Here is a 14,636-nt window from a genome sequence, read left to right as displayed (position 1 = left end):
CGCACGATGCCCCAACGTCCCAACTTCCTGGTGATCCTGGCCGACGACCTCGGCTTCTCCGACATCGGCGCCTTCGGCAGCGAGATCGCCACGCCACACCTGGACACGCTGGCCCTGGCCGGCCTGCGCCTGACCGACTTTCACACCGCGCCCACCTGCTCGCCGACACGCTCGATGCTGCTGACCGGCACCGACCACCATATCGCCGGCATCGGCACCATGGCTGAGGCGCTGACGCCCGAGCTGATTGGCAAGCCAGGCTACGAGGGCCATCTCAACGACCGCGTGGTGGCGTTGCCGGAGTTGCTGCGCGAAGCCGGTTACCAGACACTGATGAGCGGCAAGTGGCACCTGGGCCTGACCGCCGAACTGGCGCCCCACGCCCGAGGCTTCGAGCGCTCGTTCTCGCTGCTGCCGGGCGCGGCCAACCACTACGGTTTCGAGCCCACTTTCGACAACAGCACCCCAGGCCTGCTCAAGGCCACCCCGGCGCTGTACATCGAGGACGATACCTTCGTCGACGAACTGCCCAAGGATTTCTATTCCTCCGACGCGTTCGGCGACAAGCTGCTGCAATACCTGAAGGAGCGCGACCAGAGCCGTCCCTTTTTCGCCTACCTGCCCTTCTCTGCCCCGCACTGGCCGTTGCAGGCACCGGCCGACATCGTGGCCAAGTACAAGGGCCGCTACGACGCTGGCCCGCACGCACTACGCCAGGAACGCCTGGGCAAGCTGCGCGAACTGGGGTTGATCGACGGAGCCACGGAGGCGCACCCCCTGCTGGCGCTCAACGCCGAGTGGAACAAGCTCGATGACAGCCAGCGCCAGGCGTCCGCGCGGGCCATGGAGGTGTACGCCGCCATGGTCGAGCGCATGGACTGGAACATCGGCCGCGTGGTCGACTACCTGCGCCAACAAGGGCAGTTGGACAACACCTTCATCCTGTTCATGTCCGACAACGGTGCCGAGGGCGCGCTGCTGGAAGCCTTCCCCACGTTCGGGCCGCAGCTGATGACCTACCTGGACACCCACTACGACAACAGCCTGGACAACATCGGCCGCGCCAACTCGTACGTCTGGTATGGCCCGGGCTGGGCGCAGGCGGCAACTGCACCGTCGAAGCTGTTCAAGGCGTTCACCACCGAAGGCGGCATTCGCGTGCCGGCGCTGATCCACTACCCGCCGCTGGCACGCCAGAAGCAGATTGGCCACGGCTTCGGCACGGTAATGGACGTGACCCCAACCATCCTCGACCTGGCCGGCGTGCGCCACCCCGGCACGCGCTGGCGCGGCAAGGACGTGGCAGCGGTGCGTGGGCGCTCGTGGCTGGGTTACCTGTCGGGCGAAACCGCCAGCGTGCACGACGACAAGACGGTCACCGGCTGGGAGCTGTTTGGTCAGCGAGCCATTCGCCAGGGCGACTGGAAAGCCGTGTGGATTCCTGGGCCGATAGGCCCGGCCACCTGGCAGCTGTATGACCTGAGCCAGGACCGCGGCGAAATCCACGACCTGGCGGCCAGCCACCCGGAAAAACTGGCGACGTTGATTGGCGAGTGGCAGAAATACGTGGAAGAAACCGGCGTGGTCCTTAGCCAGTCCCCCTTCCAACCGGATTAAGGCAGCGCGCCCATCGCGGGCACAGCATGGTCCTGTAGCAGCGGACCGTGTGTGTCCGCGAAGGGCGCGCCGCAGTCCCCGGACATTATGCGGTGCCTGGTTCGCGGACACGGTCCGCGCCTACAGGGGCCGCCACAGGGGTAAACCGGTTGGCACGGCTGAACGTGCCGAAATCATTGAACCGCACCCCCATCTCGGCCATGACCTTGTGCGCCACCGGCGCGGTCATCTGGCGAATGTAGAAGGGTTCCTTGACCACGAAGTGGTGGATGCCATGGGTGCTGCCGAAGTTGAAGCAGAACGCATGCAAAGGCCACAGCCACCAGGCGTTGAGCACCTGGGTCTGCTGCATCACGTTCCCCAGCTCCACGTCGCCGTAGTAATGCATGTTCGAACTGATGAAGTGCAGGCAGAACGTGCGCAGCACATTCGGGCCGACGATCACCACCACAGCAATGTTCACCACCTCCATGGCAGCCAGGGTCGACGCCGACCAGTCGATGGGCGCGCCCAGCAGCCAGGCCACGCCATTGGCGGCGTGGAAGCCCAAGAACACATACCAGGTGCCCCAGTTCAGCAGGGCCAGGGGCGCATACACGCGCAGGGTGCGCTTGAGGATGCTCCACTTGTGCGCCCAGGTCTTGGCTCGCACCATGCGAATGAGTGACGACATGACGTTGTCACCCACCATCAGCAGGCGCACGATACCCCAAGGCTCGCCGTTGGTGATGGCGCGCTCCTCCATGTCGGTCTCGGTGCCCGACACCTTGTGGTGGTTGAGGTGCAAGTGGCGACGGATCCATGGGTTGATAGTGCTTGGCCGCGCCAGCCACACCAGCGCCAGCATCAGGTTGTGCGGCACCCGCTGTTTGCGGAAGTACATGCTGTGAATCAGGTCATGTTCCAGCTCGTGAGTCAGCGACGCCAGGAAAGCGTTGATCAGCAGGCAGGCCCACCATGCCATGTAACCCTCGATAAAGAGCGCCGCGCTGCCGATCATGCCTGCCAGGGAAAAGGCCAGGATGCCTGCACCGATAGCGTCCTGATGCTTGAGCAGCGGGTAGCGGGCACGCAATTCATCGCCCTTGGCCATCACCACCTGGCGAATATGGGCGCTGCGTTGTTGCGCATTCAGTCTGTCGGGGCTTGCACAAGTGCGGTCCATGCTTCCATCCTCTTGTTATTGATGGAACGACTGTGGACCAGAATCAGCAAAGGGACGCTAGCCGTGGACGCCAACCTGTTGACCTCAGGCGCCATTAGCCATGACTGAACCGACTTCACTTGCCAGCTGGACCCGCGCGCTGCGCAAGCAACTGGACGCCCTGGGCCTGGACAGCGCCGCGCTGTGCCTGAAGGCCGGCCTGGACCTGCACCACATGGACGACCCCAAGGCCCGTTACCCGCTGTCGGCGACCACGCGGCTGTGGCAACTGGCCGTGGAAGCCAGCGGCGACCCGGCCATTGGCCTGCGGGTGTCGCGCTACGTCAGCCCCACCACCTTTCATGCCCTGGGGTATGCCCTGGTGGCCAGCGAGAACCTGCGCGAGGTATTCGAGCGTATCGTGCGCTACCACCAGGTGGTGAGCGACGCGGTGGTGCCACACCTGAGCCGGGAAAATGGCCGCTATGTGTTTCGCCTGCAAATACCTGACGACTCACCCGCACCTGCGCCGGAGGCCATGGATGCCTTTGCCGCCATTTATGTGCGCACCTGTCGCAACCGCCTGGGCCGCGACTACTCGCCGCTGGGCGTATGGCTGACCCGCCCCGCCCCGGCCGACCCGACGCCCTGGCACACGGTGTTCCGCGCGCCCATCCATTTCAACGCGGCGCAGAACTGGCTGGAGTTTGCCTGCGCCGATTTCGAGTGCCACCTGGACGACGCCAACCCGGAGCTGGCCGAGCACAACGAAGCGGTACTCAACCGCACCCTGGAGTTGCTGCACCCACTGACCTGGGAGCGGCGCGTGCGCAACGCCATCGAAACCCACCTGCCCAACGGCGTGCCGTCGGCGGACCAGATTGCCGAGTCCATGCACCTGAGCCTGCGCAGCCTGCAGCGCCACCTGGCCGACGAAGGCTGCCGTTATGACGCGCTGCTGGACCAATGCCGGCAGAACCTGGCCCTGACCTACCTGCGTGAAGTGGAAGTGTCGTTGAGCGAGATCGGCTTCCGCCTCGGGTTTGCCGATGCCAGCAGCTTCAACCGTGCATTCAAACGCTGGACCGGGCTGTCGCCGGGGCAGTTCCGCGACCGTATGGTGTGAAGTCGAGGCTGAACACCGTGACCTGCGGATCACTGCTGACCGTCACCTGGCCTGCGTGCAACTGCATGATCGAATGCACGATTGCCAAGCCCAGGCCGCCGGAATCGCCAGGCTGCGCACGCGAAGCGTCCACCCGGTAGAAACGGTCGAACAGGCGCCCCAGGTGCTGCGGGGCAATGACATCGCCCTGGTTGCAGACCCTTAGCTGCATGCCACTGCTGACCAAGGTCACCGTGCTGCCCGGCGCGGCGTGGCGCACGGCATTGGCCAACAGGTTGCCCATGGCTCGTTGCAGCAATTGCAGGTCGGCATCCAGTTCACCCACCAAGCGGTTATCCAGGCACAACTGGCGGTCGTCTGCCAGGGCTTCGAAGTAGGCGCACAGGTCTTCACCCAGCGCGTGCAGGTGCACGCGCTGCAGGTTCAGCAAGCGCTCGCCATGGTCGGCACGGGCCAGGAACAGCAGGTTCTCGACCATGCGGTTGAGACGCTCGAACTCCTCAAGGTTCGACGCCAGCAATTCCTGGTATTCATCGGTGCTGCGCGGCTGGCTCAGCGCCAGGCCATTGCTGCCCAGCAGGTTGTGCAGTGGGGTACGGATCTCATGGGCCAGGTCGGCAGAAAACTGCGACAGGCGCTGAAAGCTATCATCCAGGCGCGCCAGCATCCCATTCAGGGCATGTACCGGCTCCTGAAGTTCACGGGGTACGGCCTGCAGCCGCAGGCGCCGGTCCAGGCTGCGCAAGTCAATGCTGGCAACGGTATCAGCCATGTGCCGCAAGGGCCGCAGGGCGCGGCGCAACAGTAACAGGCCCACGGCAAAGGCGAGCAGCGCGCCCACCCCTGCTGCCAGGTAAACCCGCAGGCGATAGCTGGCCAACATGACCTCGCGCTCGGCCAGGCTCTTGCCGACCATGACTGTCAAGGCCTCGCCGCCGGGCCCCTGGGCTGCGCCGGCCAATATCAGCAACGGCACACTGTCGGTCGACTGCCAGGTCTGGATGTCCTCAGGCCGTGGGCTGCGCTGTTCGGGGATGGGTGCGACCTTGGGCACCGGTTGCCCACGCGGGTTGATCGCGATTACCGCTGCGCCGTCGGCGCGGTTGACCAGCAATAGACTGTCCAGGTTGCCGAGCATGTTCTGGTAAAGCCGTGGGCGCTGCTGCAGGGCGCCCAGGCTGTCGCTGTCGTGCAGCAGGGCCCGCACTTGTTCCAGGCGGCCGAGCAGGGCCTGGTTATCGCGGTACACCAACTCGGACTCCAGGCTGCGGTACAGAAAGAGGCCGGCAGTACCCAACACCAGCGCACACACCAGGGCAAACGCCATCGCCAGCCGCGCGGCAAGCGACGGCCCATGTGGCCGATCATTCATCCGGGGCGTCCAGCTGGTAGCCAACACCACGCACGGTATGGATCAGCTTGGGCATGTATGGGTCGTCGACCTTGGCGCGCAGGCGGCGCACCGCCACTTCCACCATGTTGGTGTCGCTGTCGAAGTTCAAGTTCCACACCTGGGAGGCGATCAGGGTGCGCGAAAGAACCTCGCCGCGTCGGCTGGCCAGCAATTGCAGCAAAGCAAATTCCTTGTTGGTCAGGCTGATCCGCTGGCCGCCCCGGCTGACCCGGCGGCGCAGCACGTCCAGCTCCAGGTCGGCGATGCGGTAGCACTCCACCTCGCGCGTGGGGCCGCGGCGCAGCAAAGTACGCACTCGCGCCAGCAGTTCCACGAAAGCAAAGGGTTTGACCAGGTAATCATCGGCACCCAGTTCCAGGCCGCGGACTCGATCTTCGATGCCGTCCTTGGCCGTCAGGAACAGCACCGGCGTGTCGCCGCGCTGGCGGATCAGCTTGAGCAATTGCCAACCGTTGAGCCCGGGCAGCATCACATCGAGGATGATCAGGTCGTAGGCCTGCTGCTCGATCAGGTACCGGCCATCCAGGCCATTGAGCGCCACGTCCACGCTGAACCCGGACTCGCCAAGCCCTTTGGCCAGGAACTGGGCCGTCTTGGGTTCGTCTTCCACCACCAGCAAATGCATTGCACACCTCATTTTAACTTCCCATAGGCTAGGCCTGTCGGTGGCTCTTGCCCATTACAAAGTTGTAATCAGGCTGACGGGGTTCTGTAGGGGGCCGGTGGTTAGTCTGGCGTCATCACCTTGATGGAGCCTGACATGGCGCTCAAACCTCTGCTCTTCTGTGCCGCTACACTGGCTGCGGTACAGGCCCAGGCCGGCCTGCCGCAACATCCGGAACTGGACCTGGCCAGCGCCAGACGCCTGGTCGATGCCAGCCCGTGCAAGGCTGCCATCGCCGTGCTGGACCGTGGTGGCAACCCCATCCTGGCGCAGCGCGCCGACGGCGTGGGCCCGCACAATGCCGACGCGGCGCGGCGCAAGGCCTACACCGCGCTGTCGAGCAAAACACCTACCCGCCTGTTCGCCGAGCGTGCACGCAACAGCCCTGAAGCCGCCAACCTCAACACCCTCCCCGAACTGCTGTTGCTGGGCGGCGGCATCCCGCTGTTCGAAGGCCGCGAGCTGGTCGGCGCACTGGGTGTGGCCGGCGCCGGCGGTGCCGAGCAGGACGAACAATGCGCAATCACCGCCGCCAGTGCCTTGGGCCTGGCCATTCACCCCTGAACATGAAGGAGCTACCGATGAAACTGATTCTGGCCTTGGGCCTGAGCACGCTGTCCAGCCTGGCCATGGCGGCCAACCCCCTCAGCGTGCATGTTCTGAACCTGGAAAACGGCGTACCGTCACCGGGCGTCGAAGTGACTCTGGAGCAGCACGTGGGCAAGGACTGGCAGATGCTGGCCCACGGCACCACCAATGAGCAGGGGCGTATCGCCGAACTGTTCCCGGCGGACCATGCGTTCGTGCAGGGTGAGTATCGGGTGGTGTTCAAGACCGGCGACTATTACAAGCGCGTGGGGCATGACACGTTCTTCCCGGAGATTCCGGTGATTTTCCAGGTGAAGCAGACGGACCAGCATTACCACATTCCGCTGCTGCTGAGCCCGTACGGCTTCAGCACCTACCGCGGGTCGTGATCGTAACCCGTGCTTTGCCCTTGTGGGAGCGGGCTCTGCCCGCGAAGACTACACCGCGAAGGCACTGACGGACCGCGGTGTTCTTTTCGCGGGTAGTACCCGCTCCCACGGGAAGCGTGGGCTGCCACAGAAGGCAGCTGCTGCTACAGGGTTGCGCGGTGTTTCAGGGCAACCAGGTCGAGGATTTCGATTTCGCCGTAGCTCAGCCGCACCACACCCTGCAACTCCAGTTCCTTGAGGATCTGGTTAGTGGTTTGCCGCGACAGTGACAACATCATTGCCAATTGCTCTTGGCCCAGGCGGATCACCCGCCGGGCGCCGTCCACCTCGCCATAGCCCTGGGCGATCAACAGCAACCGATGGGCCAAGCGTGGCGCGGCGGCCAGCAGGCTCTGCTGTTCGAGCATGACGAAGGCCAGACGCAGTTTCTGGCTCATCAGCAAGGCAAACTCTTGCCAGTACGCCGGCGTGGCGGCCAACAACGCCAGCAGCGCCCCCTGGCCCACCCAGATCAGTACGCAGTCGTCCTCGGCATAGGCATCGTGGGTACGCGGCTGCCCGTCAAACAGGGCGATCTCGCCAAACCACTGCGGGGGCTCCACCAGCGCCAGCAGCGCTTCCTTGCCCAAAGCATTCACCGCCCCAATGCGCATGGCGCCCTCCACCACCGCGTACAAGCCGCAAGGCGGATCGCCCCGCTTGAACAGGCAGGCCCCGGCGGCCAAACGGCGAACGCGCGCGGCCGCCAGCACACTATCCTGAAGAGACAGTGGCAGCTGTGCGAACCAGTGGCCGGTCAGCAGGCGCGGGCGCCAGGCAGTGACGTCGTTCATGAAGCCTCGTGTGCAGGGTTTGTCGGCTAGCCGACAGAGCATGGGCCAGCAAACGGGCATGATCAATCATCACCCACACAGAGGGCACAACAATGAAAAACCTCGTCGACCACTTGAGCCAATACGCAGCCTATCACCGCGACCCGCGCAATATCGCCAGCCATTTCATCGGCATTCCCATGATCGTGGTGGCCGTCACTGTGCTGTTGTCACGCCCGGGCGGCTGGATGGCCGGCCTGTGGGTAAGCCCCGCGCTGTTCGTGGCGCTCGCCTCGGCCTGGTTCTACCTGCGCCTGGATACCCGCTTTGGCGTGTTGATGACGGCATTGCTGGGGCTGTGCCTGTGGGCCGGGCAGGCGCTGGCGGTGCAGGCCACCCTGGTGTGGCTGAGCGCCGGGTTGGGGTTGTTCGTAGTGGGCTGGGCGATCCAGTTTGTCGGCCACTATTGGGAAGGGCGCAAACCGGCGTTTGTCGATGACGTGACGGGGCTGATCGTGGGACCGCTGTTTGTGGTGGCGGAGGTGGGATTTCTCGCAGGCTTGCGTCCCGAACTCGAACAGCAGATCGAATCAAATGTGGGAGCGGACGCTGGCCGCCCCCACAAACAGATTCAGCAGCGTTAGATCGCAGCGGTTTTTTGCCAGACCTTGGGCTTGAAGAACAGCGTCTCGCCCTTGGCCAGGCCGGTCAGGCTGTCGTGGTCTTTTACCACTTCGGCTTCGATCAGGTCTGGCTGGCCTTCCACTTTCAGGGTGACCCGAGTGGTAGCGCCCAGCGGGCGAATGTCGCGCACCTCGGCGGCGTGATGGCCTTCCACTTCCGAGCGTGACAGCGACACTTCGTGCGGGCGGAACAGCACGTGGTGGTCTTCACCCAAGTGCAAGCGGTTGGAATCACCCAGGAAGTGATAAACGAAGTCGCTGGCCGGGTTCTCGTACACCTCGCCCGGCGAGCCGATCTGCTCGATCACACCTTTGTTCATCACCACGATGCGGTCAGCCACTTCCATGGCTTCTTCCTGGTCGTGGGTGACAAAGACCGAGGTCAGGTTGATGTCTTCGTGCAACCGCGCCAGCCAGCGGCGCAGCTCCTTGCGCACCTTGGCATCCAGCGCGCCGAACGGTTCGTCCAGCAGCAGCACCTTGGGTTCCACCGCCAGCGCACGGGCCAGGGCGATACGCTGGCGCTGGCCACCGGACAACTGCTCGGGGTAGCGGTCGGACAGCCAGTCCAGTTGCACCATGTTCAGCAGCTCATGGACCTTCTCGGCAATGCGCGTTTCGTTCGGGCGCTCGCCCTTGGGCTTCATGCGCAGGCCGAAGGCTACGTTGTCGAACACGGTCATGTGGCGGAACAGGGCGTAGTGCTGGAACACAAAACCGACGTTGCGGTTGCGCACGTCGGTGCCCGACACGTCCTCGCCGTGGAAGACGATGCTGCCGTCATCCGGTGTTTCCAGGCCGGCAATAATGCGCAGCAGGGTAGTTTTGCCGCAGCCGGAGGGGCCCAGCAACGCAACCAACTCGCCACTCTGGATATCCAGATTGATGGAGTTCAGGGCCTGGAAGGCGTTAAAGCGCTTGCTGACATTACGAACTTCGATCGACATGAATTATTCCTCCGCTGCGTTTGTGCGCAGGCGGTTAATACGGTTCTCGCTCCACTGCTTGAGCAGCAGGATGAAGAGCGCCATGATCAGCAACAGGCTCGCTACCGCAAAGGCGGCGACGTGGTTGTACTCGTTGTAGAGGATTTCGACGTGCAGCGGCAAGGTGTTGGTGACGCCACGAATATGGCCCGACACCACCGACACCGCACCGAACTCACCCATGGCCCGGGCGGTACACAGCACCACGCCATAGATCAGCCCCCACTTGATGTTGGGCACGGTGACGTGCCAGAACATCTGCCAGCCGTTGGCGCCCAACAAGCGCGCGGCTTCTTCTTCCTGGGTGCCCTGCTCCTGCATCAATGGGATCAGCTCACGGGCCACGAACGGCACGGTGACGAAGATGGTGGCCAAGACGATGCCCGGCAGGGCAAAGACGATCTGGATGTCATGGTCGGACAGCCACGGGCCGAACAGCCCCTGGGCACCGAACATCAGCACGTAGACCAGGCCGGCGATGACCGGCGATACCGAGAACGGCAGGTCGATCAGCGTCACCAGAATGGCTTTGCCGCGGAACGAGTACTTGCTCACGCACCAGGCAGCGCTGACACCAAACACGACGTTGAGCGGCACCGAGATCACCACGGCGATCACCGTGAGCTTGAGCGCCGACAAGGCGTCAGGCTCAAGGATCGCGGCGAAGAACGCGCCAAGGCCCTGGCTCAGGCCCTGAGACACCACGATGAACAACGGCAGCAATAGAAACAGGGCGAACACCAGCCAGCCCAGGCCAATCAATATACGCCGGGAAATGGCGCTGCCGCGGCGCGCAGCGTTGGCGCTGGAGGCGGCGGTCAATGTGGATGCAGACATGTTCAAGCCTCCTTCACGGGGTTTCGATGCGCCGCTGCAGCAAGTTGATCAGCAGCAACAGGACGAAGGAAACCACCAGCATCATCACGCCAATGGCGGTAGCACCGGTGTAGTCGTATTGGTCGAGCTTGACCATGATCAGCAGCGGCAGGATCTCGGTCTTCATCGGCATGTTGCCGGCAATGAAGATCACCGAACCGTACTCGCCCACGCCCCGGGCGAACGCCAGGGCGAAGCCGGTCAACCAGGCGGGCAGCAGCGCCGGCGCGAGGATGTAGCGGAACACCTGCAACGGCTTTGCGCCCAGGCAGGCGGCGGCTTCTTCGACTTCACGAGGAATGTCGGCCAGCACCGGCTGCACCGTGCGCACCACGAACGGCAGGGTCACGAAGGTCAGTGCCAGGGTGATGCCCAGCGGGGTGTAGGCGATCTTGAAGCCCAGGCTCTCGGCGAACTGGCCAACCAGGCCGTTGGGTGTGTACAGCGCCGTCAGGGCGATACCGGCCACGGCGGTGGGCAAGGCGAACGGCAGGTCGATCATGGCATCGATGACCTTGCGCCCCGGGAAGGTGTAGCGCACCAGCACCCAGGCCAGCAGCGTGCCAATGATGCCGTTGACGATGGCGGCGCACAATGCGGTACCGAAGCTCAGCTTGAGGGCCGCCAGGGTGCGCGGCGAGCTGACAATGGCCCAGAACTGTTCAAAGGTGAGCTGGGCGGCATGAGCGAACATCACCGCCAGCGGGATCAGCACAATCAGGCTGAGGTACACCAAGGTGTAGCCCAGCGTCAGCCCGAAGCCGGGTATGACGGGGGAGATACGACGCGACATATGTGTCCTTGGTACAAGGTTTTAAACGTCATTGGCCCCTTCGCGGGCAGAGCCCGCTCCCACGCCAGATCCTGTGCACGGGTCCATTGTGGGAGCGGGCTCTGCCCGCGAAGAGGCCAGTTAGCTATCAGATCCTTACTGCGCCTGGTAAATCTGGTCGAACACGCCGCCGTCATTGAAGAACTTGGGCTGCGCGGTTTTCCACCCGCCAAAGTCCTTGTCGATGGTGGCCAGGCTCTTCACTTCCTGGAACTGCTTGGAATATTGGGCGGCCACTTCCTTGTCACGTGGACGGTAGAAGTTCTTCGCGGCGATTTCCTGGCCTTCCTTGCTGTACAGGTGCTCCAGGTACGCCTTGGCAATCACTTCGTTGCCCTTTTTCTCGGCGTTCTTCTCCACCACCGCCACCGGCGGCTCAGCGAGGATGGAAACCGACGGCACGACGATGTCGAACTTGTCCTTGCCGCCATCCTCCTTCAGCGCCAGGTAGGCTTCGTTTTCCCAGGCCAGCAACACGTCACCCTGGCCATTGTTGACGAAAGTGATGGTCGAGCCGCGGGCACCGGTGTCCAGCACGGGCACGTGCTTGAACAAGGTTTGCACGTACTGCTTGGCCTTGCCTTCATCGCCGCCGTTGGCTTTCAGGCCATAGGCCCAGGCCGCCAGGAAGTTCCAGCGCGCGCCACCGGAGGTTTTCGGGTTCGGGGTGATCACCGAAACGCCGTCCTTGATCAGGTCGTTCCAGTCATGAATGCCCTTGGGGTTGCCCTTGCGCACCAGGAACACGATGGTCGAGGTATAGGGTGTGCTGGCGTCGGGCAATTTGGTCTGCCAGTTGTCCGGCAGCGTCTTGCCCAGCTTGGCGATTTCGTCGATGTCACCGGCCAGGGCCAGGGTTACCACGTCGGCACGCAGGCCGTCGATCACGGCGCGGCCCTGTTTGCCGGAACCGCCGTGAGACTGCTTGATGTCGACCTTGTCATCCGGGTGGGCTTTCTTCCAGAAGTTCACGAACTCGGCGTTGTAATCCTGGTACAGCTCGCGCGTCGGGTCGTAGGAAACGTTAAGCAGCTCATAGTCCTTGGCGACCGCAGAGCCTGCGAACAGCGCACTGGCGAGCGCCGCCAGTGCGTAGTGACGGATAGACATGGTGAAGCTCCTGGATGACTCTTGATTATTATGTTGGCTTTTCTTGTGGCAGAACCGGTCAGCTGGGTTTGTTGCTGGGGTTCTGCAGGCGGAATTTTTCTTTCCGCTCGATTTGCACCACTTGGGCGTTGTGCACCGTGATTTCCACCGCGCCAAAGCGCAGGTCACGCAGCGCGCTCTGGATTTCGCGCAGAATGGTTGCTTCGTCCTGACCGTCGACGCTACGCAGAGATGCGCTCATGATCATGCTCCTTGGGTGAGAGTTGCCTTGAGCGCCATAGTAGATAGGCGGGGTTATACTTAAAAATACTATTTAAGAATGCCCATATAACCAAAATCCAAATCAGGATGTTCCACATCTTGTAGCCGCTGCCGCCAGGCTGCGCTGGCCCGATGCCTGGCAGCACATCTCCAGTGTACTAAAGGGCCAGCGCTGCCTTCGGCAGCGGCTACACGGGCTGCGTCAGCCTCGGGGGAAGAGGTCAGAGGCCGGCATCGGGCGGCCGAACCAGTAGCCCTGGCCCAGTTCGCATTGCTGTTGCACCAGGAACTGCGCCTGTTCCGGCTGCTCGATGCCCTCGGCATGGATCTGCATGCCCATGCTGCGTCCCAGGGCGATGATCACCCGCACGATGGCGGCATCGTCTTCGTCCAGCGGCAGGCCAGCGACGAAGCCCTGGTCGATTTTGAGTTTCTGCACCGGCAGGCGCTTGAGGCGCAGCAGCGAGGAATAGCCGGTGCCAAAATCGTCGATGGACAGGCGCAGGCCCAACTCGCGCAACCGGTGCATCTGCTCCAGCGCAGAATCCGGGTCTTCCATCACCGCGCTTTCGGTCACTTCCAGCTCCAGCCGCGCCGGGTCCAGGCCGGTGTCGGCCAGTATGCGCGCCACTTGCTGGTACAGGTCCAGGCGGCCAAACAGGCGGCTCGACACGTTCACTGCAATAAAGTCCAACTCGCGGCCCTGGGCTTGCCAATCGCACATCTGCCGGCAGGCCTGGGCCATGACCCAGGCGTCGATTTCGGCAATCAAGCCGCTGCGCTCGGCGATGGGAACGAACTCGCCTGGCGGCACAAGCCCACGCTCGGGATGCATCCAGCGTACCAGCGCTTCCACGCCCACCAGCTGGCCGCTGGCCAGGTCGTGCACCGGCTGGTAGTACACCCGCAGCTCTTCCTGGGCCAAGGCACGGCGCAGTTCGGCGGTCATTTCCACCCGCTGCTGGGCATGCGCCGTGAGCTCCTCGGTGTACAACGCATAACCGCCGCGGCCGTTGCCCTTGGCCTTGAACAGCGCCGAGTCGGCATTGCGCAGCAGTTGTTCGGCACCCAGGGCGTCGCTGGGGAACAGGCTGATGCCAATGCTGGCGCTGATGAACAACGTGTGCCCTTCGAGCAGGAAGGGCTGCTTGAGGCCGTCGATGATGGCCTGGGCCAGCGTTGCCGCATGGGCTGCCTGGGGCGAGTCTTCCAGCAACACGGCGAATTCGTCGCCGCCCATGCGCGCCAGGGTCACGCCACTGCCCAGCAGGCCCTGCAGGCGCGTGACCACGGCCTTGAGCAACTGATCGCCAATGGTGTGACCCAGGCTGTCGTTGATGCTCTGGAAATGATCCAGGTCCAGCAACAGCAAGGCGCAGCCGCGCTTGTTGGCCTGGGCGGCGGCCAGGGTCTGTTGCGCGCGGTCGTGAAACAGCAGGCGGTTGGGCAGGTCGGTGAGGGGGTCGTGCTGGGTGAGGTGCGCGCGCTCAAGCTCCGAGTGCTTGATGGCGCTGATGTCGGAAAACACGGCCACGTAATGGGTCATGTGCCCGGCATCGCTATAGATGGCGCGGATGGTCTGCCACTGGGGGTATATTTCGCCGCTCTTGCGACGGTTCCAGATTTCCCCGCTCCAGCGCCCGTCCTGGTCCAGGCTGTGGAACATTTGCCGGTAGAAATCGCTACCATGGCGCCCGGACTTGAACTTGCTGGGGTTGTGGCCCAGCACTTCGTCCTCGTGGTAACCGGTGATGTCCATGAACGCGCGGTTGACGTGCACGATGTTGCCCAGCCGGTTGGTCACCAGTACCCCTTCCAGGGTGCTGTCGAACACCGCGGCCGCCATACGCAGACGTTCGCGCTCAATGCGACCCTGGTCCCCCAGGCCGAAACAGCGCAACACGCGGGCCCGCGCCAGGAATATCAGCACTGCCGTGGCCAACACCCAGGCGTAACCGTTGATCAGCTGCCAACGCAACGATTGCGCTGAATCATCGAAAAGGCTGCTCAATATTTGACCAATCATGATCAGCCAGATAGCTGAGGCCAACAGGTAGAGCAAGGCGGCCCGCAAGGCGCCGCGAGAAGAACCAGGCATATAGTCGGCTAAGCCCACACTAAAAGATCGGGATTA

The 14,636-nt window shown here is 63.4% G+C and carries 15 protein-coding genes; 5 read left to right on the top strand and 10 right to left on the bottom strand.

The window, feature by feature from the left end:
• Positions 1–6 precede the first annotated feature (6 nt).
• Complete coding sequence (locus PMM47T1_RS00170) at positions 7–1,617, top strand: arylsulfatase (RefSeq protein ID WP_008364630.1); 1,611 nt, start codon at positions 7–9, stop codon at positions 1,615–1,617.
• An 85-nt stretch (positions 1,618–1,702) separates the two neighbouring features.
• On the opposite strand, the gene PMM47T1_RS00165 is transcribed toward PMM47T1_RS00170, so the two are convergent.
• Positions 1,703–2,782, bottom strand: a complete 1,080-nt coding sequence (locus tag PMM47T1_RS00165; protein WP_008364629.1) for a fatty acid desaturase — start codon at positions 2,780–2,782, stop codon at positions 1,703–1,705.
• Positions 2,783–2,882: 100 nt separating this feature from the next.
• Here PMM47T1_RS00165 and PMM47T1_RS00160 point away from each other — a divergent pair, with 100 nt between their 5' ends.
• Positions 2,883–3,887: an AraC family transcriptional regulator gene (locus PMM47T1_RS00160; RefSeq protein ID WP_008364628.1), complete on the top strand. Its 1,005-nt coding sequence runs from the start codon at positions 2,883–2,885 to the stop codon at positions 3,885–3,887.
• Here PMM47T1_RS00160 and PMM47T1_RS00155 read toward each other — a convergent pair.
• Positions 3,835–5,259 (bottom strand): heavy metal sensor histidine kinase, encoded by a 1,425-nt coding sequence (locus PMM47T1_RS00155; protein ID WP_008364627.1) that lies wholly within the window; start codon positions 5,257–5,259, stop codon positions 3,835–3,837. The genes PMM47T1_RS00160 and PMM47T1_RS00155 overlap by 53 nt on opposite strands.
• Positions 5,252–5,926 (bottom strand): heavy metal response regulator transcription factor, encoded by a 675-nt coding sequence (locus PMM47T1_RS00150; protein WP_008364626.1) that lies wholly within the window; start codon positions 5,924–5,926, stop codon positions 5,252–5,254. Before PMM47T1_RS00150 ends, PMM47T1_RS00155 begins: the two co-directional genes overlap by 8 nt.
• A gap of 135 nt (positions 5,927–6,061) precedes the next feature.
• On the opposite strand from PMM47T1_RS00150, the gene PMM47T1_RS00145 reads away from it, so the two are divergent.
• Together PMM47T1_RS00145 and uraH are read left to right on the top strand one after the other, a co-directional pair.
• Positions 6,062–6,529 (top strand): GlcG/HbpS family heme-binding protein, encoded by a 468-nt coding sequence (locus tag PMM47T1_RS00145; protein WP_008364625.1) that lies wholly within the window; start codon positions 6,062–6,064, stop codon positions 6,527–6,529.
• A 2-nt stretch (positions 6,530–6,531) separates the two neighbouring features.
• On the top strand, positions 6,532–6,942 hold the full coding sequence (uraH, locus tag PMM47T1_RS00140; protein ID WP_043300587.1) for a hydroxyisourate hydrolase: 411 nt from the start codon (positions 6,532–6,534) through the stop codon (positions 6,940–6,942).
• Between the two features lie 143 nt (positions 6,943–7,085).
• On the opposite strand, the gene PMM47T1_RS00135 is transcribed toward uraH, so the two are convergent.
• Positions 7,086–7,775 (bottom strand): Crp/Fnr family transcriptional regulator, encoded by a 690-nt coding sequence (locus PMM47T1_RS00135; protein WP_008364623.1) that lies wholly within the window; start codon positions 7,773–7,775, stop codon positions 7,086–7,088.
• Between the two features lie 92 nt (positions 7,776–7,867).
• Between PMM47T1_RS00135 and PMM47T1_RS00130 the strand changes: the two genes are divergently transcribed.
• Positions 7,868–8,398 (top strand): Mpo1 family 2-hydroxy fatty acid dioxygenase, encoded by a 531-nt coding sequence (locus PMM47T1_RS00130; protein WP_008364622.1) that lies wholly within the window; start codon positions 7,868–7,870, stop codon positions 8,396–8,398.
• On the opposite strand, the gene PMM47T1_RS00125 is transcribed toward PMM47T1_RS00130, so the two are convergent.
• From PMM47T1_RS00125 to dibA, 6 genes are all read right to left on the bottom strand, one after another.
• A complete protein-coding gene (locus tag PMM47T1_RS00125) occupies positions 8,395–9,384 on the bottom strand; it encodes a sulfate/molybdate ABC transporter ATP-binding protein (RefSeq protein WP_008364621.1) in 990 nt (329 codons plus the stop codon). The genes PMM47T1_RS00130 and PMM47T1_RS00125 overlap by 4 nt on opposite strands.
• Positions 9,385–9,387: 3 nt before the next feature.
• Positions 9,388–10,260, bottom strand: a complete 873-nt coding sequence (cysW, locus tag PMM47T1_RS00120; RefSeq protein ID WP_008364620.1) for a sulfate ABC transporter permease subunit CysW — start codon at positions 10,258–10,260, stop codon at positions 9,388–9,390.
• A gap of 13 nt (positions 10,261–10,273) precedes the next feature.
• Positions 10,274–11,092: a sulfate ABC transporter permease subunit CysT gene (gene cysT, locus PMM47T1_RS00115; RefSeq protein ID WP_008364618.1), complete on the bottom strand. Its 819-nt coding sequence runs from the start codon at positions 11,090–11,092 to the stop codon at positions 10,274–10,276.
• Positions 11,093–11,227: 135 nt separating this feature from the next.
• Positions 11,228–12,241, bottom strand: a complete 1,014-nt coding sequence (locus PMM47T1_RS00110; RefSeq protein ID WP_008364615.1) for a sulfate ABC transporter substrate-binding protein — start codon at positions 12,239–12,241, stop codon at positions 11,228–11,230.
• A 58-nt stretch (positions 12,242–12,299) separates the two neighbouring features.
• Positions 12,300–12,482, bottom strand: coding sequence for a sulfur starvation response protein OscA (gene oscA / locus PMM47T1_RS00105; protein ID WP_007945260.1), 183 nt, complete (start codon positions 12,480–12,482; stop codon positions 12,300–12,302).
• A 222-nt stretch (positions 12,483–12,704) separates the two neighbouring features.
• Positions 12,705–14,600 carry a phosphodiesterase DibA gene (dibA, locus tag PMM47T1_RS00100; protein WP_043300586.1) on the bottom strand — a complete coding sequence of 632 codons (1,896 nt, stop codon included), beginning with the start codon at positions 14,598–14,600 and terminating at the stop codon, positions 12,705–12,707.
• Positions 14,601–14,636: the final 36 nt, after the last annotated feature.

The organism is Pseudomonas sp. M47T1 (genome assembly GCF_000263855.1).
Lineage (GTDB): Bacteria > Pseudomonadota > Gammaproteobacteria > Pseudomonadales > Pseudomonadaceae > Aquipseudomonas.
This window is presented reverse-complemented; position numbering and strand designations above follow the sequence as displayed.